The organism is Streptomyces asoensis (assembly GCF_013085465.1).
Classification (GTDB): Bacteria; Actinomycetota; Actinomycetes; order Streptomycetales; family Streptomycetaceae; genus Streptomyces; species Streptomyces cacaoi_A.
In genome coordinates this window covers 5119082-5139130 of sequence record NZ_CP049838.1, presented here as the reverse complement: position 1 = coordinate 5139130, position 20049 = coordinate 5119082, and the positions used below count along the sequence as shown (strand labels likewise).

General features: G+C 72.5%; 18 protein-coding genes and 1 pseudogene. 6 read left to right on the top strand and 13 right to left on the bottom strand.

Annotated features, from left to right (window positions below):
* Positions 1 to 78 precede the first annotated feature (78 nt).
* A complete protein-coding gene (locus G9272_RS22965; protein WP_171402121.1) occupies positions 79 to 624 on the bottom strand; it encodes a bacterial proteasome activator family protein in 546 nt (181 codons plus the stop codon).
* Positions 625 to 787: 163 nt separating this feature from the next.
* Here G9272_RS22965 and G9272_RS22960 point away from each other — a divergent pair, with 163 nt between their 5' ends.
* Positions 788 to 1336, top strand: coding sequence for a hypothetical protein (locus G9272_RS22960; RefSeq protein WP_253267902.1), 549 nt, complete (start codon positions 788 to 790; stop codon positions 1334 to 1336).
* Between the two features lie 13 nt (positions 1337 to 1349).
* Here G9272_RS22960 and G9272_RS22955 read toward each other — a convergent pair whose 3' ends face one another.
* Positions 1350 to 2342 (bottom strand): NAD(P)H-quinone oxidoreductase, encoded by a 993-nt coding sequence (locus G9272_RS22955; protein ID WP_171398311.1) that lies wholly within the window; start codon positions 2340 to 2342, stop codon positions 1350 to 1352.
* A 152-nt stretch (positions 2343 to 2494) separates the two neighbouring features.
* Between G9272_RS22955 and G9272_RS22950 the strand changes: the two genes are divergently transcribed.
* Both G9272_RS22950 and G9272_RS22945 read left to right on the top strand, forming a co-directional pair.
* Positions 2495 to 3538: an ATP-binding cassette domain-containing protein gene (locus tag G9272_RS22950; RefSeq protein ID WP_171398310.1), complete on the top strand. Its 1044-nt coding sequence runs from the start codon at positions 2495 to 2497 to the stop codon at positions 3536 to 3538.
* Positions 3535 to 4383, top strand: a complete 849-nt coding sequence (locus tag G9272_RS22945; protein ID WP_171398309.1) for an ABC transporter permease — start codon at positions 3535 to 3537, stop codon at positions 4381 to 4383. Before G9272_RS22950 ends, G9272_RS22945 begins: the two co-directional genes overlap by 4 nt.
* A gap of 14 nt (positions 4384 to 4397) precedes the next feature.
* Here G9272_RS22945 and G9272_RS22940 read toward each other — a convergent pair.
* Positions 4398 to 5096, bottom strand: a pseudogene (locus G9272_RS22940) (potassium channel family protein); the annotation flags it as partial.
* Positions 5097 to 5213: 117 nt separating this feature from the next.
* Here G9272_RS22940 and G9272_RS22935 point away from each other — a divergent pair.
* Positions 5214 to 6332, top strand: coding sequence for a potassium channel family protein (locus G9272_RS22935; RefSeq protein WP_171398308.1), 1119 nt, complete (start codon positions 5214 to 5216; stop codon positions 6330 to 6332).
* 81 nt (positions 6333 to 6413) lie between these two features.
* On the opposite strand, the gene G9272_RS22930 is transcribed toward G9272_RS22935, so the two are convergent.
* The 5 genes from G9272_RS22930 to pdhA all read right to left on the bottom strand — a co-directional run bounded on the left by G9272_RS22930 (position 6414) and on the right by pdhA (position 12308).
* The gene (locus G9272_RS22930; RefSeq protein ID WP_171398307.1) at positions 6414 to 7850 is read right to left on the bottom strand and encodes a molybdopterin molybdotransferase MoeA; all 1437 of its coding nucleotides are present in this window, start codon (positions 7848 to 7850) and stop codon (positions 6414 to 6416) included.
* The gene (locus tag G9272_RS22925; RefSeq protein WP_171398306.1) at positions 7847 to 8752 is read right to left on the bottom strand and encodes an NTP transferase domain-containing protein; all 906 of its coding nucleotides are present in this window, start codon (positions 8750 to 8752) and stop codon (positions 7847 to 7849) included. The genes G9272_RS22930 and G9272_RS22925 overlap by 4 nt, the downstream gene beginning before the upstream one ends.
* A gap of 81 nt (positions 8753 to 8833) precedes the next feature.
* Positions 8834 to 10162, bottom strand: coding sequence for a dihydrolipoamide acetyltransferase family protein (locus G9272_RS22920; RefSeq protein ID WP_171398305.1), 1329 nt, complete (start codon positions 10160 to 10162; stop codon positions 8834 to 8836).
* Positions 10162 to 11166 (bottom strand): alpha-ketoacid dehydrogenase subunit beta, encoded by a 1005-nt coding sequence (locus tag G9272_RS22915; RefSeq protein ID WP_171398304.1) that lies wholly within the window; start codon positions 11164 to 11166, stop codon positions 10162 to 10164. Before G9272_RS22915 ends, G9272_RS22920 begins: the two co-directional genes overlap by 1 nt.
* A complete protein-coding gene (pdhA, locus tag G9272_RS22910; RefSeq protein ID WP_171398303.1) occupies positions 11163 to 12308 on the bottom strand; it encodes a pyruvate dehydrogenase (acetyl-transferring) E1 component subunit alpha in 1146 nt (381 codons plus the stop codon). The genes G9272_RS22915 and pdhA overlap by 4 nt, the downstream gene beginning before the upstream one ends.
* 175 nt (positions 12309 to 12483) lie before the next feature.
* Here pdhA and G9272_RS22905 point away from each other — a divergent pair, with 175 nt between their 5' ends.
* Positions 12484 to 13059: an Lrp/AsnC family transcriptional regulator gene (locus tag G9272_RS22905; protein WP_253267901.1), complete on the top strand. Its 576-nt coding sequence runs from the start codon at positions 12484 to 12486 to the stop codon at positions 13057 to 13059.
* Between the two features lie 3 nt (positions 13060 to 13062).
* On the opposite strand, the gene G9272_RS22900 is transcribed toward G9272_RS22905, so the two are convergent.
* Positions 13063 to 13653: a TetR/AcrR family transcriptional regulator gene (locus G9272_RS22900; protein ID WP_171398302.1), complete on the bottom strand. Its 591-nt coding sequence runs from the start codon at positions 13651 to 13653 to the stop codon at positions 13063 to 13065.
* A complete protein-coding gene (locus G9272_RS22895; protein ID WP_171398301.1) occupies positions 13650 to 15173 on the bottom strand; it encodes a 3-hydroxyacyl-CoA dehydrogenase in 1524 nt (507 codons plus the stop codon). The genes G9272_RS22900 and G9272_RS22895 overlap by 4 nt, the downstream gene beginning before the upstream one ends.
* 159 nt (positions 15174 to 15332) lie before the next feature.
* Between G9272_RS22895 and paaN the strand changes: the two genes are divergently transcribed.
* Positions 15333 to 17042, top strand: coding sequence for a phenylacetic acid degradation protein PaaN (paaN, locus tag G9272_RS22890; RefSeq protein WP_171398300.1), 1710 nt, complete (start codon positions 15333 to 15335; stop codon positions 17040 to 17042).
* Between the two features lie 18 nt (positions 17043 to 17060).
* On the opposite strand, the gene G9272_RS22885 is transcribed toward paaN, so the two are convergent.
* From G9272_RS22885 to G9272_RS22875, 3 genes are read right to left on the bottom strand one after another with little or no spacing between them, the layout of a single operon-like run.
* Complete coding sequence (locus G9272_RS22885) at positions 17061 to 17837, bottom strand: TrmH family RNA methyltransferase (RefSeq protein ID WP_171398299.1); 777 nt, start codon at positions 17835 to 17837, stop codon at positions 17061 to 17063.
* On the bottom strand, positions 17834 to 19045 hold the full coding sequence (locus G9272_RS22880; protein WP_171398298.1) for an HTTM domain-containing protein: 1212 nt from the start codon (positions 19043 to 19045) through the stop codon (positions 17834 to 17836). Before G9272_RS22880 ends, G9272_RS22885 begins: the two co-directional genes overlap by 4 nt.
* Positions 19042 to 19998: a DUF5819 family protein gene (locus G9272_RS22875; RefSeq protein WP_171398297.1), complete on the bottom strand. Its 957-nt coding sequence runs from the start codon at positions 19996 to 19998 to the stop codon at positions 19042 to 19044. The genes G9272_RS22880 and G9272_RS22875 overlap by 4 nt, the downstream gene beginning before the upstream one ends.
* Between the last annotated feature and the right edge of the window lie 51 nt (positions 19999 to 20049).

Here is a 20049-nt window from a genome sequence, read left to right as displayed (position 1 = left end):
ACGTCATGGAAGAAGGGCCCGGCGCCGAACGCGCCGGGCCCTTCTCGTGTGTACGGCTACGGATACCCGACCAGCGCTCTAGAGGTACGGCCCGCCCGAACGGCCGCCCGCGCGCGGGTCGTCGACGCCCTCGTGGCTCACTCCCGGCGGCAACGCGCGGCGCATCTGCTCCAACTGGGCACGCGCGGCCATCTGCTGGGCGAAGAGGGTGGTCTGGATGCCGTGGAAGAGGCCCTCCAGCCAGCCGACCAACTGGGCCTGCGCGATGCGCAGTTCCGCGTCGCTCGGCGTCGAGTCCTCGTTGAACGGCAGGGAGAGCCGCTCCAGCTCCTCGACCAGCTCCGGCGCCAGGCCGTCTTCCAGCTCCTTCACCGAGCTCGAGTGGATCTCCTTCAGCCGGACCCGGCTCGCCTCGTCCAGGGGAGCCGCGCGCACCTCCTCGAGCAGCTGCTTGATCATGCTGCCGATCCGCATGACCTTCGCCGGCTGCTCGACCTGCTCGGTCACCGGGATCTCACGGGAGTCGTCGTCAGCGTCGATGTCACCGAGCGCCATGCCGTCCTGACCTACGACCAGGATCTTCTGGGCGTTCTCCGGCGACCTTTCGTTCCTCGGCATCTCCATGCCGTCATTCTCTCGCACGTCTCCACCTCATCACCGTGGCACCCCCCGGGAAAGGTGATCCACTGTTTCCGTTCGGAGGAGTCCGGAATGCGGCAGTAGTTCCCTGATGTGAGGCTTGTTGCGTCTTTTCTTGGCGACTGGGCACCGGGAGGGGGTCACGGACGTGACTCCATGGCAGCAGGCGTTGTGCGGGATGCGGTCCGGCGTGGGCGTCGGAGTGGGCGTGCTGGGCGTGCTCGTGCTGCCCTACGGGGGCGTCTCGTCGTACGCGGCCGTCTCGTCGTACGCCCCCGTGTCGGCGTCCGCCACCCCCGCTCCCTCCCCCTCCTCTTCCGAACCGGACCGAGCCGGCAGCCGGGCGGGCGAGGGACGCCAGCGGCCCGGCCGGGCAGGCGACCACGCGGAGGAGGAGGCCGACGAGGAAGCGGACGGGGACGCGCAGGACACGGAGGGCGAGGACGGCACGGGCGAGGACGCCGGCGAGGGGAGCGGCGACGGCGACCTCTCCGACGACACCGCCGCGTCCGAGTCGCCGGAGGCCGCCGCTCCCGTGCCCTCGGGCGCGCCGCGGGACGCCGCACGGCGTCCCGTGGCACAGCCGGAGGGGTCCGACGGCCCCGTGCTCCAGATCCTGCCGCTCGGCAGCGGTCTCGTCCTCATCGGCCTCGGCATCGCCCTCGCCCTGGCCGCCCTGCGGCTGCGCCGCACCTGAGGCCGCCGCCGGCCTAGGGCCTGCCCTCGGGCGTGACCAGCAGCACCTTGCCGACGTGGCTGCTGGCCTCGACGATCCGGTGGGCCTCGGCCGCGTCGCTCATCGGGACCTCGCGGTCGACGACGGGACGGACATGGCCGGCGGCGAGCAGTGGCCAGACGTGTTCGCGGACGGCCGCCACGATGGCCGTCTTCTCCCCCAGGGGGCGGGCCCGCAGCGAGGTCGCGCTGATCGCGGCGCGCTTGCCGAGCAGCGCGCCGATGTTCAGCTCGGCCTTGATGCCACCCTGCATACCGATGATCGCGAGGCGGCCGTTGACGGCGAGCGCCTGGACGTTGCGGTCCAGGTACTTCGCGCCCATGTTGTCGAGGATGACGTCGGCGCCCGCGCCGTCCGTGGCCTGCTTCAGCTCGGCGACGAAGTCCTGCTCGCGGTAGTTGATCAGGATGTCCGCGCCCAGCTCGGCGCACTGGTCCAGCTTCTCCTTGGTGCCCGCGGTGACGGCGACCCTGGCGCCGACGGCCTTGGCCAGCTGGATCGCCATGGTCCCGATGCCGCTGGAGCCGCCGTGCACGAGCAGCGTCTCGCCGGGACGGAGGTGGGCGATCATGAAGACGTTCGACCAGACGGTGCTGGTCACCTCGGGGAGCGCGGCGGCCCGCCGCAGATCGACGCCGTCCGGCACGGGCAGCAGCTGACCGGCCGGCACGGCGACCTTCTCCGCGTAGCCGCCGCCCGCGAGCAACGCGCACACCTCGTCGCCGACGGCCCAGCCGGAGACTCCGGGGCCGACCTCGACGATCCGGCCGGAGCACTCCAGGCCGGGGTAGCGGGAGGCGCCGGGCGGCGGATCGTAGAAGCCCTGCCGCTGAAGGATGTCGGCCCGGTTGACGGCGCCGGCCACCACCTCGACCAGGACCTCGCCCGCGCCGGGTACGGGATCGGGGACCTCGTCCCACACCAGCGCCTCGGGACCACCAGGTTCGGGAATCGTGATCGCATGCATGAAGGGGACGCTACTCCTCCCCCTCCTCGCTCCCGATCATGGTCCGCGGCGGAAATCGGGGGGACCGGGAAAAACGAGATGCGATCACCGATGAGTTCGGGCGACGGTAAAGGTCTCCCCATGCGTAGCCCAAGTACGCGGAAGGAACCCCCATGAGCCAGCACACCGCCGGCCTGGCGATCGAGACTGCGGGCCTGGTCAAGACGTTCGGCGAGACCAGGGCCGTGGACGGCGTCGACCTCGCCGTCCCCACCGGCACGGTCTACGGCGTCCTCGGCCCGAACGGCGCCGGCAAGACGACCACCGTGAAGATGCTCGCCACGCTGCTGCGTCCGGACGGCGGCCAGGCCCGGGTCTTCGGTCACGACGTCGTCCGGGAGGCCGACGAGGTGCGCGGCCGGGTGAGTCTCACCGGCCAGTACGCGTCCGTGGACGAGGACCTCACCGGCACCGAGAACCTGGTGCTGCTCGGCCGGCTCCTCGGGCACGGCAGGAAGGCCGCCCGGGAGCGGTCCGCGCAGCTCCTCGCCGCGTTCGGGCTCACCGACGCGGCCGGAAAGCAGGTCAAGCACTACTCGGGCGGCATGCGGCGCCGGATCGACATCGCCGCGTCCATCCTCAGCACGCCCGACCTGCTCTTCCTCGACGAGCCGACGACCGGACTCGATCCGCGCAGCCGCAACCAGGTGTGGGACATCGTGCGGGCGGTGGTCGCACAGGGCACCACCGTGCTGCTGACCACGCAGTATCTGGACGAGGCCGACCAGCTGGCGTCCCGGATCGCCGTCATCGACCGGGGCCGGGTGATCGCCGAGGGCACGAAGGGCGAGCTGAAGGCGTCCGTCGGCGCCGGCTCCGTCCATCTGCGGCTGCGCGACGCCGAGCAGCGGCCCGCGGCCGAGCAGGTGCTGCGGCTGGCCCTGGACGCGGACGTCCAGCGGGAGCCGGACCCGGTGGCGCTGACGGCCCGGCTCGACGCGGCGGTGGGCGACACGGCCGCCGCCCAGGCCGCCCGGGCCCTCGGGGAACTGTCCCGGGCCGGGGTCGTCGTCGACAACTTCTCCCTGGGCCAGCCCAGCCTGGACGAGGTGTTCCTCGCCCTCACCGGACACGACACGAAGGCCGACACCGAGCCCGGGACACCGGCCGATGCCGGTACACCGACCCGCGGCCAGAAAGGTGAGGTGGCGGCATGAGCACCGTGACCAGTACGGACGTCCAGGACCTCGCCCCCGTCAGCGCCGAGTCGCTGGCCGCGCTGCTCGTCGCGCAGGAGCGGCCGCCCCGCCCGAGCGCCCTCTCGGCCTCCCTCACCTTCGGCTGGCGGGCGATCCTCAAGATCAAGCACGTGCCGGAGCAGCTCTTCGACGTCACGGCGTTCCCGATCATGATGGTGCTGATGTACACGTACCTGTTCGGGGGCGCCCTGGCCGGGTCCCCGGAGAAGTACATCCAGTTCCTGCTGCCGGGCATCCTGGTGATGTCGGTCGTGATGATCACGATGTACACGGGCGTCTCGGTGAACACCGACATCGAGAAGGGCGTCTTCGACCGCTTCCGGTCGCTGCCGATCTGGCGGCCGTCGACGATGGTCGGCTATCTGCTGGGCGACGCGCTGCGCTACACGATCGCGTCCGTCGTGATGCTCACCGTCGGCATCGTCCTCGGCTACCGCCCGGACGGCGGGCTCGCGGGCGTGGTCGCCGGAATCGCCCTGCTGGTCGTCTTCTCGTTCGCGTTCTCGTGGATCTGGACGATGTTCGGGCTGCTGCTGCGCACCGAGAAGTCGGTGATGGGCGTCAGCATGATGGTGATCTTCCCGCTCACCTTCCTGTCCAACGTGTTCGTCGACCCCCGCACCATGCCGGGCTGGCTCCAGGCGTTCGTCAACAACAGCCCGGTCACTCATCTGGCCTCGGCGGTACGGGGACTGATGGCGGGTGACTGGCCCGGTGCCGAGATTGCCTGGTCGCTGGGGTGGGCCGGACTGTTCGTGCTGGTCTTCGGGCCGGTGACGATGCGGCTCTACAACCGCAAGTAGCGCCGGCATGCGCCTCAGGCCGGGGGCAGCGGTGGGACGCCGGGCATGCCGGGCGTCCCGAGGGGCGTCCGGGCACGGTCCGGGCCCACCCGCACGATCGTGACCACCCGGTCCGTCGGCTCCAGCACGCCGATCGCCGGGTCGTCGTAGGCGAGGACGCGATGCCCGCGGACGACGCTCACCACCAGGTCGTCCGTCTCCCGGGGGCCACGGCCCGCCTCGGCCTTGGTGACGGGCCGTTCGACGAGGTCAAGGCCGTCGCCCTGCTGGATGAGGTCCTCCATGACCCTGCCCGCCGCCGGACTGAGCACGGACAGGCCGAGAAGCCGGCCGGCCGCGCCGGCGCTGGTGATGACCTCATCGGCGCCCGACTGCTTGAGCAGCGGCGCGTTCTCCTCCTCGCGGACCGCCGCCACGATCTTCGCCCCGGGGTTGAGCTGGCGGGCCGTCAGCGCCACGAGGACGGCCGTGTCGTCCCGCTGGGTCGCGATGACGATCCGCCCCGCCCGCTGCACCTCGGCCCGCCGCAGCACATCACTGCGGGTGGCGTCCCCGACCACGCCCTCGTAGCCCTCGGCCGTCGCCGCGTCGATCACCTTCGCACTGGGGTCGATCACCACGACCTGCTCCTTGCGCAGGCCCGCCGCACAGGCCGTCCGGATCGCGGACCGCCCCTTCGTACCGAAGCCGACGACGACAGTGTGGTCGCGCAAGGGGACCTCCGGGATCATGGATATCTGACTCATGGACACGTGTTGCTTCATGACGGGCAGGAGCCCGCCGGGAACCATGGTGCCCACCGATCGGATCACCGTCACAGGGGGCACACGATGAAGGACCATGAACGACCGCCGGCCGGCCCGGCCAGACTCTCCCTCTTCAGGTCCCTCTGGTACCGCTCGCGCACCGAAGCCCGGGACGACGCCGAGGCGGGCCGTTCGATCACGATGCCCATGCGCATCGCCGTCCCTCCGCTTCTTCAGGTACTCCGACGCCTCGCCATGGGCCTGCTGGTGCTGGCCATCACCACGCTGATCGTCTACGCCGACCGCGACGGCTACAACGACAACTCGGACGGGACCGTCGGCCTCCTCGACGCCGCCTACTACGCCACCGTCACGCTCTCCACCACCGGCTACGGCGACATCACCCCGGTCAGCGACATGGCCCGGCTCGTCAACATCCTCGTCATCACACCGCTGCGCGTGGTGTTCCTGATCATCCTGGTCGGCACCACCCTGGAGGTGCTCACCGAACGCACCCGCCAGCAGGTCCGCGTCCACCGCTGGCGGGCCCGCACCAGCAACCACGTCGTGGTCGTCGGATACGGCACGAAGGGCCGCCACGCGGTGGAGACCCTCGTCGGGCAGGGCATCGCCAAGGACCGGATCGTCATCGTGGACGCCCAGCGCAAGTCCGCGCTCGCCGCCGGCGACGACGGACTGGTGTCGGTGACCGGGGACGCCACCCGCTCGGAGACGCTCCTCAAGGCCGAGGTCCACACCGCCTCCCGGGTGATCGTCGCCCCGCAACGCGACGACACGGCCGCCCTGGTCACCCTCACCGCCCGGCAGCTGAACCGGCGCGCGACGATCGTCGTGGCCGCCCGGGAGGACGAGAACGTGCCGCTGCTCAAGCAGAGCGGCGCGGACACCGTGATCACCAGCTCCAGCTCCGCCGGCCGGCTGCTCGGCGTCTCGATGATCAGCCCGACCGTGGCCAGGACCCTGGAGAGCCTGATGACCATCGGCAACGGCCTGGACCTCATCGAGCGGCCGGTCAGCAAGGCGGAGATCGGCGAGGCACCCCGCAGCTGCGCGGACCTGGTCGTGGCCGTCGTCCGGGGCAAGGAAATGCTGGACTACACCGACCCCCGGCTCACCCGTCTCCAACTGGGGGACCGCGTGATCACGGTCAGCCGAGCCGTCCCGGCCCCCGAGCGGGCATGACGATGTTTCACGTGAAACAGGAGGCGAGCTGATGCGAAGCTTGTGCCGTTTCACGTGAAACACGGATGGATCAGGACTGTTTCACGTGAAACAGGCGTCGATGCCGGCCGTCGCCCACGGCAGGTCGAGGAGCTCCGCCTCCTGACCCGCGCGTGCGCCGCCCGGCGGTACGACGGCAAGGGCATCGGCCGCCGCGATCCCCCGCAGCATGGCCGGGCCGTTGTAGTGCAGCGGCACGGCATGGTCGCCCCGCAGGACGACCGGGATGAGCCGGGTGTCGTGCGGGTGCCCGTGCGCGGATTGCCGCAGCGGCAGCGCGTACGGCTCGGGAGCCGGTCGGGCGGCGAGGGTGCGCAGCAGCGGCTCGGCGAGCGTCAGCAGACCGGAGACAGCCGCGAGGGGGTTGCCGGGCAGACCGACGAGGTGCTGGTCCTCCTTGAGGCGGGCCAGCAGCATGGGGTGACCGGGGCGCACCTTGACGCCGTCGACGAGGAGTTCGGCGTCGAGTCGGCGCAGGGTGGGGTGCACGTGATCGACGGGCCCCGAGGCGGTGCCCCCGGTGGTGACGATGAGATCGGCGCCGGATGCGGTGATGGCCTTGTGCAGTGCCTTCGCGTCGTCGCCGAGCCGGCGTACGGCGGTGACCTCGGCGCCCATCGCCCGCAGCCACGGGGGCAGCATCGGACCGAGCGCGTCCCGGATGAGGCCGTCGTGCGGACGGCCCTCGGTGAGCAGTTCGTCGCCCAGGACGAGCACCTCGACCCGGGGCCGGGGGACGGCGGCCAGTGTGTCGTACCCGGCGGCCGCGGCGAGGCCGAGGACGGCCGGGGTCACCACCGCCCCGGCACGCAGCAACTGATCCCCGCTACGGCACTCCTGCCCCCGTGGGCGGATGTCCTGGCCGTGCTGCATCTCGCGGGTCGGGTGCAGCCGGCCGTTGTCGTCGGTCCGGCCGTGCTCGCTGCGCAGTACAGCGGTGGTGTCCGGGGGGATCCGGGCGCCGGTGGCGATCCGCACGGCCTCGCCGTCGGCCAGGGACACGGGCGTCGCGCTCCCGGCCAGCACGCCCTCTTCCCGTACGTGCCAGGGGCCGGGGCCGGCGACCGCCCACCCGTCCATCGCCGAGGTGTCGAAGGAGGGCAGGTCGGTGAGGGCCGTCAGTGGGGCGGCCAGAACGAGGCCGAGCGCGTCGCCGAGGGTCACGGAGACGGGGGCGAGGCGGGCGGCGCCGGACCGTGCGGCGCGGGCGGCGATCTTCCGGGCCTCGGGCCAGGAGGTCTCCTGGTGGCGGTGCTCGGCGGCGTCGGCCCGGTGAGCGGTCTCCGGGGTCCGGGTCGAGGAGGAGGGGGAGGGGGAGGGGGAGGAGGGCGAAGTGGCGTGGCCGCCGCCCTCGCGCTGTGCGGGGCTGCGGCCGTCGGCCGGGCGGGCGGTGCCGTTGCCGTCCTTCACGAGGGCGAGCGCCTCCTCGACGTCGAGGTCCTCGGCGTCGAGGCCCTGCCGGGTACCGCGGGCGGTCATCCGGCGTCCGGTCCGGAGCCGCCGGGCTTGTCGGCCTCCTGCTGCTCGGCCTTCTCCTGCTCGGCCTCCTCCGCCCAGCGCAGCGCGAGCGCGGCGGCCTTGCGGGCGGCCTCGGCGACGGCTTCGGGGCCTCCCTCGGCCTGGGCGGCCGCATAGCCGACCAGGAAGGTGGTCAGCGGGGCCGCGGGCCTGGCCACCCCGTGGGCGGCGTCGCGGGCGAGGTCGAGGAGGGCGCCGGTGTCGACGTCGAGGTCGATGCCCAGCTCGTCCTTGACTGCGGAAATCCATTCATCCAACACGTGGTCATGCTCCCTGATACGTGCCCTGGCGGCGGCGATGTCGTCCCAGGTGTCGCAGTCGAACGAGGCGACCGGGTCGGGGACGCGGGTGAGGTCGAGTCCGGCGGTCAGCCGGCGCAGCGGCAGTCCGGTGAGGCCGCCTTCGCCGGCGGTGAGCACCGCCAGCTCGCGGCGCAGTGCGGCCGTGCGGTACGCGGCGACGAGCGGCTGGTCACGGCCGTCGGCGTCGGTGAGCAGCACACCCTCGGCCGCGCCGGCGCGCAGGGCGGTCAGCAGGCGCCGTACGGTGTCCGCCGCGAGGAAGGGCAGGTCGGCGGAGAGGACGAGGACGTCGTCCGCCGCGGTGTGGCGCAGCCCCGCGTCGAGCGCGGCGACGGGTCCCGCGCCGGGCGGGTCCTCGCGTGCCCAGCGCACGGGCCGCGCGGTGGGGCGGGGGTCGGCGACGACGACGGTGGTGCGCGCGTCGGAGCAGGCGCCGAGCACCCGGTCGAGCAGCGCGCGCCCGCCCACCCGCACGCCCGGCTTGTCGGCGCCGCCGAGCCGGCGGGCGCCGCCACCGGCGAGCACAACGGCGTCGTGGGCGGCGGGCTCGTTCGAGGTCACCCCCCGAGTATGCGGGCCGCCCCGGGGATGCGGGCCCGCCCGATCACGGGAAACGCGCGAATCGCCGGGGCACGCCCGCAATCACAGGGTGCGCAACAGCACCGCCGGCTGCTCCACGCAGTCCGCCACGTAGCGCAGGAAGCCGCCGGCCGTTCCGCCGTCGCACACCCGGTGGTCGAAGGTGAGCGAGAGCTGGACGACCTGGCGCACCGCCAGCTCGCCCTCGTGCACCCACGGCTTGGGGATGATGCGGCCGACACCGAGCATGGCCGCCTCGGGGTGGTTGATGATCGGCGTGGAGCCGTCGACTCCGAACACCCCGTAGTTGTTCAGGGTGAAGGTGCCGCCGGTCAGGTCGGCGGGGGTGAGGCGGCCGTCCCGGGCCGACTCGGTGAGCCGCGCGAACTCCGCGGTGAGTCCCTCGGCGTCCCGGGCGTGCGCGTCGCGGACGACGGGCACCACGAGTCCCCGCTCGGTCTGCGCGGCGAAGCCGAGGTGGACGTGGTCGAACTGGACGACCTCCCGGGCCGCCAGGTCGACGGTGGAGTTGAGTTCCGGGAAGCGGGCCAGCGCCGCGGTGCAGATACGGGCGAGCAGCGCGACGAGAGAGATCTTTGGCCCGCCGGACGCGTTCATCGTCGCCCGGGCCCGCATCAGCTCCGTCGCGTCGGCGTCCACCCAGCAGGTGGCGTCGGGGATCTCGCGTCGGCTGCGGGAGAGCTTGTCGGCGACTGCACCCCGGACGCCCTTGAGGGGGATGCGGCGGCTTCCCGCGGGAGCGGAGGATCCGGGCGACGGCTGTGCCGCCTGTTCCCGGGGTACGGCCCCCCGCAGCGCGTTCTCCACGTCCGCCCGCAGGATCAGCCCCTCGGGCCCGGAGCCCGTGAGCTCCCGCAGGTCCAGGTTGTTCTCCCGGGCGAGTCTGCGCACCAGGGGGGAGATCACGGGGACGGGGCCGGCGGACGCCTCGGCCGGAACGCCCGGGAGAACCGGGGCTGCGGGGGCGGCCGGGGCGGCGGCGACGGTCACGGAAGCGGCGGGTTCCGGTCGCGCCGACCGGACCCGGCGCCTGCGCGCGGGTGCCTCCGAGGTGCCGTATCCGACGAGCACGTTGCCCGACCCCTCGGCCCCCTTGGCGGGCACGTCCGGGCCGCCGGAGGCCGGCGCGCCGACCGCGACCGTGATCAGCGGGGCGCCGACGGGCAGTTCGGTGCCCTCCTCGCCGAAGCGGGCGGTGACCACACCGCCGTAGGGGCAGGGCACCTCGACCATCGCCTTGGCCGTCTCGACCTCGACGACCGGCTGGTCGACGGCGACGACGTCGCCGACCTGGACCAGCCAGCGGACGATCTCCGCCTCGGTGAGTCCCTCCCCGAGGTCGGGGAGCTTGAACTCCAGTACCTGTGCCATCAGTTGTCCGCCTCCCACTGCAACCGCGCCACGGCGTCCAGGATGCGGTCGACGCCGGGCAGGTGGTGGCGCTCCAGCATCGGCGGCGGGTACGGGAGGTCGAACCCGGCGACGCGCAGCACCGGCGCCTCCAGGTGGTGGAAGCAGCGCTCCGTGACGCGGGCCGCGATCTCCCCGCCCGGGCCGCCGAAGGAGCCCGACTCATGGACGACGACCGCGCGGCCGGTCCGCCGCACCGAGGCGCAGACCGTCTCGTCGTCGAAGGGCACCAGGGAACGCAGGTCGACGACCTCGAGGTCCCAGCCCTCGGCGCGCGCCGCCTCGGCGGCTTCGAGGCAGACCGGCACCGACGGCCCGTAGGTGATCAGCGTGGCGCTCCGGCCCGGGCGCCGCACCACCGCGCGGCCGATCGGTTCGACACTCTGCGGTTCCTCCGGGTTCCAGGAGTCCTTGGACCAGTACAGGCGCTTGGGTTCGAGGACGACGACCGGGTCGTCGGAGGCGATGGCGGCGCGCAGCAGACCGTAGGCGTCGGCGACCGTGGCGGGCGTGACGACATGGAGGCCCGGGGTCGCCATGTAGTACGCCTCGGAGGAGTCGCTGTGGTGCTCGACGCCTCCGATGCCGCCGCCGTAGGGCACCCGGACGGTGATCGGCAGGGGCATACGGCCGCGGGTGCGGTTGCGCATACGGGCGACATGGCTGATGAGCTGCTCGAACGCCGGATAGGCGAAGGCGTCGAACTGCATCTCCACGACCGGCCGCAGCCCGTACATCGCCATGCCGACGGCCGTGCCGAGGATGCCCGCCTCGGCGAGCGGGGTGTCCGTGCAGCGGTCCTCGCCGAACTCCGCGGCGAGCCCGTCGGTGACCCGGAAGACGCCGCCGAGAGTGCCCACGTCCTCGCCCAGGACGTGCACGGTCGGGTCGGCGGCCATCGCGTCCCGGAGCGCGCGGGTGAGGGCCTGCGCCATGGTGGCGGGCTTGAGGGCGACGGTGGTCATCGGTGCGTACCCTCCTGGTCGGCGTGCTCGGCCTCGAGCTCCGCCCGCAGCAGGTCCCGCTGTTCCCGCAGTTGGGGGGTGGGTTCGGCGTACACGTGGGCGAACAGGTCCATGGGGTCGAGGACCGCGTCCTGGTTCATGCGGGCGCGCAGGTCGGCGGCCATCGTCTCGGCGGCGTCCCGCGCGGACTGCTTCGCGTCCTCGTCGAGCAGCCCGCGCGCGGTGAGTTCGCGCTCCAGCAGCTGGATCGGGTCGTGCTCGCGCCAGGTCTCGACCTCGGCGTCGCCGCGGTAGCGGGTGGCGTCGTCGGCGTTGGTGTGCGCCTCGATGCGGTAGGTCACCGCCTCCACGAGGGTGGGGCCGCCGCCCTCCCGCGCGTGCCGTACGGCGTCGGTCAGCACCTCGTGCACGGCCGCCGCGTCGTTCCCGTCGACCAGGCGGCCCGGCATGCCGTACCCGACGGCCTTGTGGGCCAGTGAGGGAGCGGCGGTCTGCTTGGCGAGCGGTACGGAGATCGCGAAGCCGTTGTTCTGCACGAGGAAGACGACCGGAGCCTGCCAGACGGCGGCGAAGTTCAGCGCCTCGTGGAAGTCGCCCTCGCTGGTGCCGCCGTCGCCGACCATGGCGAGCGCGACCACGTCGTCGCCCTTGAGGCGGGCGGCGTGCGCGAGGCCCACGGCGTGCGGGAGCTGGGTGGCGAGCGGGGTGCACAGAGGCGCCACACGGTGCTCGTAGGGGTCGTAGCCGGTGTGCCAGTCGCCGCGCAGCAGGGTGAGGGCCTCGACGGGGTCCACACCGCGCGCGACGGCGGCGAGGGTGTCGCGGTAGCTGGGGAAGAGCCAGTCCCGCTCCTGGAGGGCGAGCGCGGCGGCGACCTCGCAGGCCTCCTGGCCGGTGCTGGAGGGGTATACGGCGAGTCTGCCCTGCTTGGTGAGGGCGGTGGCCTGGACGTTGTAGCGACGCCCGCGCACCAGCTGGGCGTACAGCCGGCGCAGCAGCTCCGGGTCGGCCTGCGCGGCCGCGTCGGTGCCGAGGACGCGGTACGGCTCCGCGTCGGGCAACAGCGGCGCGGGGTCGGTGCGGGGCTGCCAGGCCGGCGGCGGAGTCGGCCGGTAAGCGCCCCGCTGCTCCATGACCGTCATGACGGCACCTCCTCGTAGGAGTGGCTACGGGAGACGCGTCGGTTGTGATGCGCCTCACCTACCGATTGTTCGGTCGTCGGCACATTTTGGCTACAGGGCCCCTCAGGCTGTGGACAAACGGTTCTCCACAACCTGAGATGGGTGCAGTACGTCCATGGCAGGGAGGCAGGGGGACATGGCACCTGAACAAATGGCCGAAGGGCCGGAGCACGGCACCGCGCCGCCTCCGGGCAACCCTCCGCCGCCGACCGGTGCCCCGTCGCCGAGCAGTCCCCCGTCACCCGGCAGCGCGCCGCTGCCGCCACCGCGTCCGCTGGACGCCATCGATCAGGACATCCTCCAGATGCTCCAGGCGGACGGCCGCGCCTCGATACGGTCGGTCGCCGAGCGGGTCCACGTCTCGCGCGCCAACGCCTACGCGCGGATCAACCGGCTCATCGAGGACGGCGTCATCCGCGGCTTCGGCGCCCGTGTCGACCACGAGCGCGCCGGACAGGGCACGAGCGCCTACATCACGCTGAAGATCGTGCAGAACTCCTGGCGGACGGTGCGCGAGCAGCTGAGGCTGCTGCCCGGCGCCTCCCACATCGCCCTCGTCGGGGGCGATTTCGACGTCCTGCTCCTGGTGCACACGCCGGACAACAGGGCGCTGCGCGAGGTGGTGCTCACCCGGCTCCAGTTGATCCCCGAGGTGCTCAGCACGCGCACGCTGCTGGTGTTCGAGGAGGAGGACCTGGAGCCACAGGGCTGAGCCCTACGGGGCCGTGCGCAGCCCCTCGAAGACCAGCCGCACGACGGCGTCGGCGACCTCGCTCTCGACCATCCCCCGACCACCCGGCCGGTACCACTCGACGATCGAGTTGATCATCCCGAAGACCAGCCGGGTCGCGAGCCGTACCTCCATGTCACCGCGTATGTCCCCGTCGGCGGCGGCCGCCTTCAGCAGTTCGGCGACCCGGTGGTCGAAGTCGCGGCGCCGCTCCAGGGCCCACCGCTCGGTGTCGGTGTTGCCGCGCACACGCAGCAGCAGTGTCACGTACGGCAGTTCGCCGATGAGCACCTCGACCATGCGCCGCACGACGTACTCCAGGCGCTCCGAGGCGTGCCCCGCGCGCGCGTGCTCCTCCTCGAGGATCCCGAAGAGGCCGTCCAGGGCCCGGCTGACGGCCCGCCGCAGCAGTTCCTCCTTGCCGGCGACATGGTGGTAGATCGACGACTTGGAGATGCCGGCCGCCTTGGAGAGATGCTCCATGGAGGTGCCGTCGTAGCCGCGCTCGTTGAAGACCTGGACGGCGACGGAGAGCAGGGTCTCCGGGGTGTACGTGTCGCGCTTGGCGCTGGTCACGAGGCGCCCTCCCGCTTCTCGGTGGCGTAGGAGTGGCGGTACAGCGCGAGGGACGGCGCGTAGCGGCCGGAGGGGTCGCGCTCGTGCAGGTCGTCCAGGAGCGAGCAGGCCCAGGTGCGGCCCAGCCTGCGGCTCCACTCGAAGGGGCCGAGGGGGTAGTTCACGCCCAGGCGCATCGCGGTGTCGATGTCCTCCTCGGTGGCCACACCCTTGGCCACCGCGTCGTGCGCCAGGTCGACGATCCGCGCGACCGTACGGGCGACGATCATGCCCGGGACGTCGCCGATGACGCTGACGTCCTTGCCGAGCGCCTGGAACAGGCCGATCGCCTCGGACATCGTCTGCGTGGAGGTGTCCTGGGAGGCGGACAGGGCGATGCGGGTGGCCTTGCGGTAGTCCAGGGCGAGGTCGAAGTAGACGACGTCCCGGAACTCCACGGAGGTCTGGCCGTCGGCGAGGGCGAGCTGGCCGTCGCCGGGCAGCACCAGGCGGGTGCCGTGGTCCTCCTCCTCCTCGCGGACCTGGATGCCCGCCTCGCGGATCAGCGCGAGCAGTTCGGAGGCGGGGCCCAGGTTGCCCTCGGCGACGACGTACGCGGGCGGCTGGGCCTTCTCCGCGGTGTGCGGTTCGGCCGACTCGGCGGCCCCGGTCCCGGCGGAGTAGTCGTACCAGCCCTGGCCGGTCTTGCGGCCGAGGCGGCCCGACTCGACCAGGCGGCGCTGGGCGAGCGAGGGCGTGAAGCGCACGTCCTGGAAGAAGGACCGCCACACGGAGTGCGTGACCGACTCGTTGACGTCCTGTCCGATCAGGTCGGTCAGCTCGAAGGCGCCCATCTTGAAGCCGCCCGACTCGCGCAGGATCGCGTCGATGGTGGCCGGGTCGGCGCCCTGCGCCTCGTAGACGGCGAACGCCTCGGCGTAGAAGGGCCGCGCGATGCGGTTGACGATGAAGCCTGGGGTGTCGGCGCAGGCGACCGGCGTCTTGCCCCAGGAGCGGGCCGTCTCGTACGCGCGCGTGGCCGACGTGACGTCGGTGGCGTACCCGGAGACGACCTCGACCAACGGCAGCAGCGGCGCGGGGTTGAAGAAGTGCAGGCCCACCAGGCGACCCGGGTTGCGCAGGGCGCCTCCGACCGCGGTCACCGACAGGGACGAGGTGTTGGTGGCGAGCAGACAGTCCTCGCCGACGACGTCCTCCAACTGCCGGAACAGCTCCTGCTTGGCCTCCAGGAGCTCCACGACGGCCTCGACGACCAGGGAGCAGTCGGCGAGGTCGGTGAGGCTCTCCGCGGGCCGCAAACGGGCACGTGCCTCGTCCCGGTCGGTGGCGGCCAGGCGGTCCTTCTCGACGAGCCGATCCAGGCGGGCGCCGATCGCGGCGGCCGCCTCGCGGGCGCGGCCGGGCACGGCGTCGTACAGCCGCACGGGGTGGCCCGCGACGAGCGCGACCTGGGCGATGCCCTGGCCCATGGTGCCGGTGCCGACGACGGCCACGGGGCTGCTGAGGTCGAGTGCTGTCATGTGCGCGATCCTCCCGCACTGGGTTTTCCACAGATGCGGCAGGCCCCCTTGTCCCGACCGATCGTTCGGTTACTCTAACCCTGACTGGCTGTTCCTGCCCAGGTTTCCGCCAGGTCATGAGCTCGACGGAGAGTTCTCAAGACGAGGAGTTGGTCCCGCATGGCCGCCGCCGAACCGACCGCGCACGCTCTGATCGCCCAGCACCGGCCCACCCTCGACCAGGCCCTGGAAGCGATCCGCACCCGCGCGTACTGGTCCCCGCACCCGGAACACCCCAAGGCCTACGGGGAGAACGGCAGCCTGGACGCCGCGGCCGGCAAGGCCGCCTTCGACGCCGTTCTGCACACCCGCCTCGACCTCGGCCAGCCCGGCACCGACGACTGGGTGGGCGGCGAGGTCTCGCCGTACGGCGTCGAACTGGGCGTGACCTACCCGCACGCGGACGTGGACACGCTGCTGCCCGCCATGCGGGCCGGACAGGGTGCCTGGCGGGACGCGGGCGCGGAACTGCGCGCGGTGGTCTGTCTGGAGATCCTCAAGCGGATCAGCGACCGGACGCACGAGTTCGCGCACGCGGTCATGCACACCTCCGGCCAGGCCTTCATGATGGCGTTCCAGGCGGGCGGCCCGCACGCGCAGGACCGCGGCCTGGAAGCGGTGGCGTACGCGTACGCGGAGCAGGTCCGCACGCCCGGCACGGCGGAGTGGAGCAAGCCCCAGGGCAAGCGCGACCCGCTCGCGCTGACCAAGAGCTTCACGCCGGTCCCGCGCGGGATCGCCCTGCTCATCGGCTGCAACACCTTCCCCACGTGGAACGGCTACCCGGGCCTGTTCGCCTCCCTGGCCACCGGCAACGCGGTCCTGGTCAAGCCCCATCCGCGCGCGGTGCTGCCGCTCGCGCTGACCGTGGGCGTCGCCCGCGAGGTGCTCGCCGAGGCCGGCTTCGACCCGAACCTGGTCGCGCTGGCCGCCGAGCGCCCCGGCGAGGGCATCGCCAAGACCCTGGCCACCCGCCCCGAGATCAGGATCGTCGACTACACCGGCTCGACCGCCTTCGGCGACTGGCTGGAGGCCAATGCCCGCCAGGCGCAGGTCTACACCGAGAAGGCCGGCGTCAACACGGTGATCGTGGAGTCCACGGCGAACTACAAGGGCATGCTCGCCAACCTGGCGTTCTCGCTCTCCCTGTACAGCGGCCAGATGTGCACGACCCCGCAGAACCTGCTGATCCCCCGCGACGGCATCCGCACCGACGAGGGCGCGAAGACCTTCGACGAGGTCGTCGCCGACCTCGCCCGCTCGGTCGACGGCCTGCTCGGCGACGACGCGCGGGCGAACGCGCTGCTCGGCGCGATCGTCAACCCGGACGTCAAGGCCCGCCTGGAGGCCGCCGCGGGCCTCGGTGAGGTCGCCCTCGCCTCCCGCGAGGTGAGCAACCCGGAGTTCCCGGACGCGATCGTGCGCACCCCGGTGCTCGTCAAGCTCGACGGGGCGCGGAAGTACTGGGAGGGGACGGACGACGAGGCCGCCTACATGGGCGAGTGCTTCGGCCCGGTCTCCTTCGCCGTCGCCGTCGACTCCGCGGCCGACGCGGTCGCCCTGCTGCGGCGCACGGTGCGCGAGAAGGGCGCGATGACGGTCGGCGCGTACACCACCGACGCGGAGGTCGAGCAGGCGATCGAGGAGGTCTGCCTGGAGGAGGCCGCCCAGCTGTCCCTCAACCTCACCGGCGGGGTCTACGTCAACCAGACGGCAGCGTTCTCCGACTTCCACGGCTCGGGCGGCAACCCGGCGGCCAACGCGGCCCTCACCGACGGCGCGTTCGTCGCGAACCGCTTCCGGGTGGTGGAGGTCCGCAGGGACGCCTAGGCGTCGGCGTCCAGGCCTCTAGGGCACGTGCGGTGCGCCCCCGGTGGCGCTCCAGTGGTACAGCGTCATGGCCACACTGGTCGCGAGGTTGTAACTGGAGACCTGGGGGCGCATCGGCAGGGCGAGAAGGTGGTCGGCACGCGCGCGCAGCTCGGCGGAGAGCCCGCTGCGCTCCGAGCCGAAGGCCAGGAGGGCGTCGTCCGGCAGCTTGACGCCCCGTAGGTCGTCGCCCTCCGGGTCCAGGGCGAACACCGGGCCGGCCGGCAGCTCGTCGACGGCCAGCCGCTCCACGGCGGTCGCGAAGTGCAGCCCGGCCCCGCCGCGCACCACGGTCGGATGCCAGGGGTCGAGCGTGCCGGTGGTGACCACCCCGGTGGCCCCGAAACCGGCGGCCAGCCGGATCACCGCGCCCGCGTTGCCGAGGTTGCGCGGGTTGTCCAGGACCACGACGGGAGTGCTGCGGGGCGCGTGCCCCAGCCGCTCCAGGTTGGCCTCGCGGGAGGGCCGTACGGCCAGGGCGGCGACCGCGGTGGGATGCGGGCGCGGCACCAGGGAGGTGTACGTCGCCTCCGGGACCTCCGTCAGCAGCGCGTCCAGCGCGTCGCGCACGTCCGGGGCGAGTTCGTCGGCGAGGGCGAGCGTCGCCCGCCGGTCGGCGGTGACCGCCACCGGGATCTCGGCTCCGAAGCGCACGGCGTGCTTGAGGGCGTGGAAGCCGTCGAGCAGGACGGAGGCGTCGGCGAGCCGCCGCCACCGGCCGAGCGGATCGGAGCCGGCGGTCACGGGGTCGGTCATGCCGTGAACCCTACGTGGGTGTGCTCGGGGTTCTCCTGGGCCGGCGGCTCCGGTGCCGCCGTACGACCGACGCCGGAGAAGAGCCGTCCACGCGCGCGTGACGCCCATCCGCCCACCCGGTGCAGGAAGGTCGTCGGCAGGAAGACGGCGTCCGTCGCGATCATCGCCAGCGAGAAGAACGGCAGCCCGAGCAGCACGGCGATCACCGCGTGCTCCGTCATCATCAGGGCCAGCAGGACGTTCTTCAGCCGCCGGTTGGCGAGCGTGAACGGGAAGGCGACCTGCACGATGACGGTCCCATAGGTGGCCAGCAGGACCATCGTGCCGCTGCCGGCCAGCAGGTCGGCGAGCCCGGGCCAGGGCGAGAAGTAGTCCAGGTGCAGGGGGTAGTACGCGGCGGTGCCGTCCTGCCAGCGCGAGCCCTGGATCTTGTACCAGCCGGCCGTCGCGTAGATCAGACAGGCCTCGGCCATGATCACGACCAGGGCGCCGTTGTGCAGGATGTTGCCGATCACGTCGAGCAGGATCCGGGGCTCCGCCGACTTCGTGCGGCGGCCGACGGCCCACCACAGGCCCTGCACGGCCCACGCCGCCCACAGGAGCGCCGGAATGGTCCAGTCGCTGTGGAAACGGCCCGCCACGGTCACCGTGACGAGGACGAACCCGGCCACGGCCCACAGGGCGGGGCCCACCCGGTCCGTGACCCGCTCCCCACGCGCGCGTGCCTCGTGCGCCCGCCGTTCCCGCCGCGCGTCCAGCGACCACACCCGGCCGCACCGCATGAACACGAGGTAGATCGACATCAGGTGCAGGACGTTGTCCCCGCCGTCCCCCATGAAGACGCTGCGGTTCTGGAGCGACAGCACGCCGACCATGAACAGCACCGACATCGCTCGGGTGCGCCAGCCGAGGAGCAGCAGCGCGGCGGAGAGCAGCGCGAGCAGGTACACCGCCTCGAACCAGCCCCGCCCGTCCGACCACATCAGCGCCGTGAACGCGCCGTTGGTGTCGATCAGCTGCCGGGCCAGCTCCCAGTCCCAGGGGCCGTCGGGGCCGTAGAGCTCCTGGCGGTGGGGGAACTCGCGCAGCAGGAACAGCAGCCAGGTGGCGCTGAAGCCGATCCGGACCACGGCGCTCTGGTACGGCGCGAGCGCCGACTCGGTGACGCGGGCGATGGCGGCGGACACCGTCAGGGAGAACCGGTTCACCTCGTGCCTCCCTCGGTCTCGCCGTCCGGCACCGACCACCAGGGCAGCTCGCGGTACACCGGGCTCATCGACACCTTCTCGGTGCTCCACTTCGGCGGGGTCACGTTGGTGGTCTGCGAACGGACCTGGATCCGCTCGACGACACCGTCGTCACCGGCCACGGCGCCGCGCTCCAGACGGAGCACCACGATGCGGCGCAGGTACGTCTCGGAGAGGGCGCCGCGCAGGCCGACGGGGCGGTTGTCGTTGTCGTGCGTGGCGGTGAAGAAGTCCCAGGCGCGGCGCAGCTCGTTCTGCTGGGTGTGGCTCGGCAGCAGATTGCCGTCTATGGCCCGGCCGTCCTGCGCCGACAGGTCGTACCAGCCGGTGGTCCGGGACCCGCCGTCCACGGTGCGGACCTGGGCGCGGACCTGGACGGCGATGTTCTGTTGCAGCGGGTTCGGCGCGAAGAGCTTCCAGTTCTGCTCGAACTCCGGGTAGATCCAGTCCTCGATCGCCTTGCCGTGTGCCTTGGTGACGGTGTTCGACGGGGCGACGTGCAGGAACACCATCCCGACATGCACGCAGACGGCCACCGCGACGACGGCCAGCGCCAGCGCGGCGCCGACCTGGTAGCGGGGGGAGAGGGCGGCCACACCGGTACGGGGCCCCGGCCGCCGAGGCTCACTCACAGGACCGGCGACGGGGTCACCGACGGGATCACCGACAGCGTCGCCCGCGGGATCACCGACGAGGTCGGCGGTCTCGGCCCGGGGAGCACGTTCCGAGTCCGCGGTCCCGGCCCGAGGAGCAGGCTCGGAGTCCGTCTGCTCGGCCCGGGAGGAAGGCTCGGGGCCCGAGAGTTCGACTCGGGGGCGGGGAACGGCGTCCCGGGCGGGTGGCGCCTCCGCCTCCGCCTCCCTTGACGTGTTCGGCCCCTGTGGAGAGCCGGACCCTCCGTCGTGCACGTCCATTCCGCCCCGTTCCCCGATGCCGGTCGTCTTCGCGCTGCGTCGCGCAATCGC

Bases quoted from the DNA above. Each gene is read 5' to 3' on its own strand.
- G9272_RS22965 (WP_171402121.1), bottom strand. From the start codon at position 624: ATGGAGATGCCGAGGAACGAAAGGTCGCCGGAGAACGCCCAGAAGATC.
- G9272_RS22955 (WP_171398311.1), bottom strand. From the start codon at position 2,342: ATGCATGCGATCACGATTCCCGAACCTGGTGGTCCCGAGGCGCTGGTG.
- G9272_RS22950 (WP_171398310.1), top strand. From the start codon at position 2,495: ATGAGCCAGCACACCGCCGGCCTGGCGATCGAGACTGCGGGCCTGGTC.
- G9272_RS22945 (WP_171398309.1), top strand. From the start codon at position 3,535: ATGAGCACCGTGACCAGTACGGACGTCCAGGACCTCGCCCCCGTCAGC.
- G9272_RS22935 (WP_171398308.1), top strand. From the start codon at position 5,214: ATGAAGGACCATGAACGACCGCCGGCCGGCCCGGCCAGACTCTCCCTC.
- G9272_RS22930 (WP_171398307.1), bottom strand. From the start codon at position 7,850: ATGACCGCCCGCGGTACCCGGCAGGGCCTCGACGCCGAGGACCTCGAC.
- G9272_RS22920 (WP_171398305.1), bottom strand. From the start codon at position 10,162: ATGGCACAGGTACTGGAGTTCAAGCTCCCCGACCTCGGGGAGGGACTC.
- G9272_RS22915 (WP_171398304.1), bottom strand. From the start codon at position 11,166: ATGACCACCGTCGCCCTCAAGCCCGCCACCATGGCGCAGGCCCTCACC.
- pdhA (WP_171398303.1), bottom strand. From the start codon at position 12,308: ATGACGGTCATGGAGCAGCGGGGCGCTTACCGGCCGACTCCGCCGCCG.
- G9272_RS22905 (WP_253267901.1), top strand. From the start codon at position 12,484: ATGGCACCTGAACAAATGGCCGAAGGGCCGGAGCACGGCACCGCGCCG.
- G9272_RS22895 (WP_171398301.1), bottom strand. From the start codon at position 15,173: ATGACAGCACTCGACCTCAGCAGCCCCGTGGCCGTCGTCGGCACCGGC.
- paaN (WP_171398300.1), top strand. From the start codon at position 15,333: ATGGCCGCCGCCGAACCGACCGCGCACGCTCTGATCGCCCAGCACCGG.
- G9272_RS22885 (WP_171398299.1), bottom strand. From the start codon at position 17,837: ATGACCGACCCCGTGACCGCCGGCTCCGATCCGCTCGGCCGGTGGCGG.
- G9272_RS22875 (WP_171398297.1), bottom strand. From the start codon at position 19,998: ATGGACGTGCACGACGGAGGGTCCGGCTCTCCACAGGGGCCGAACACG.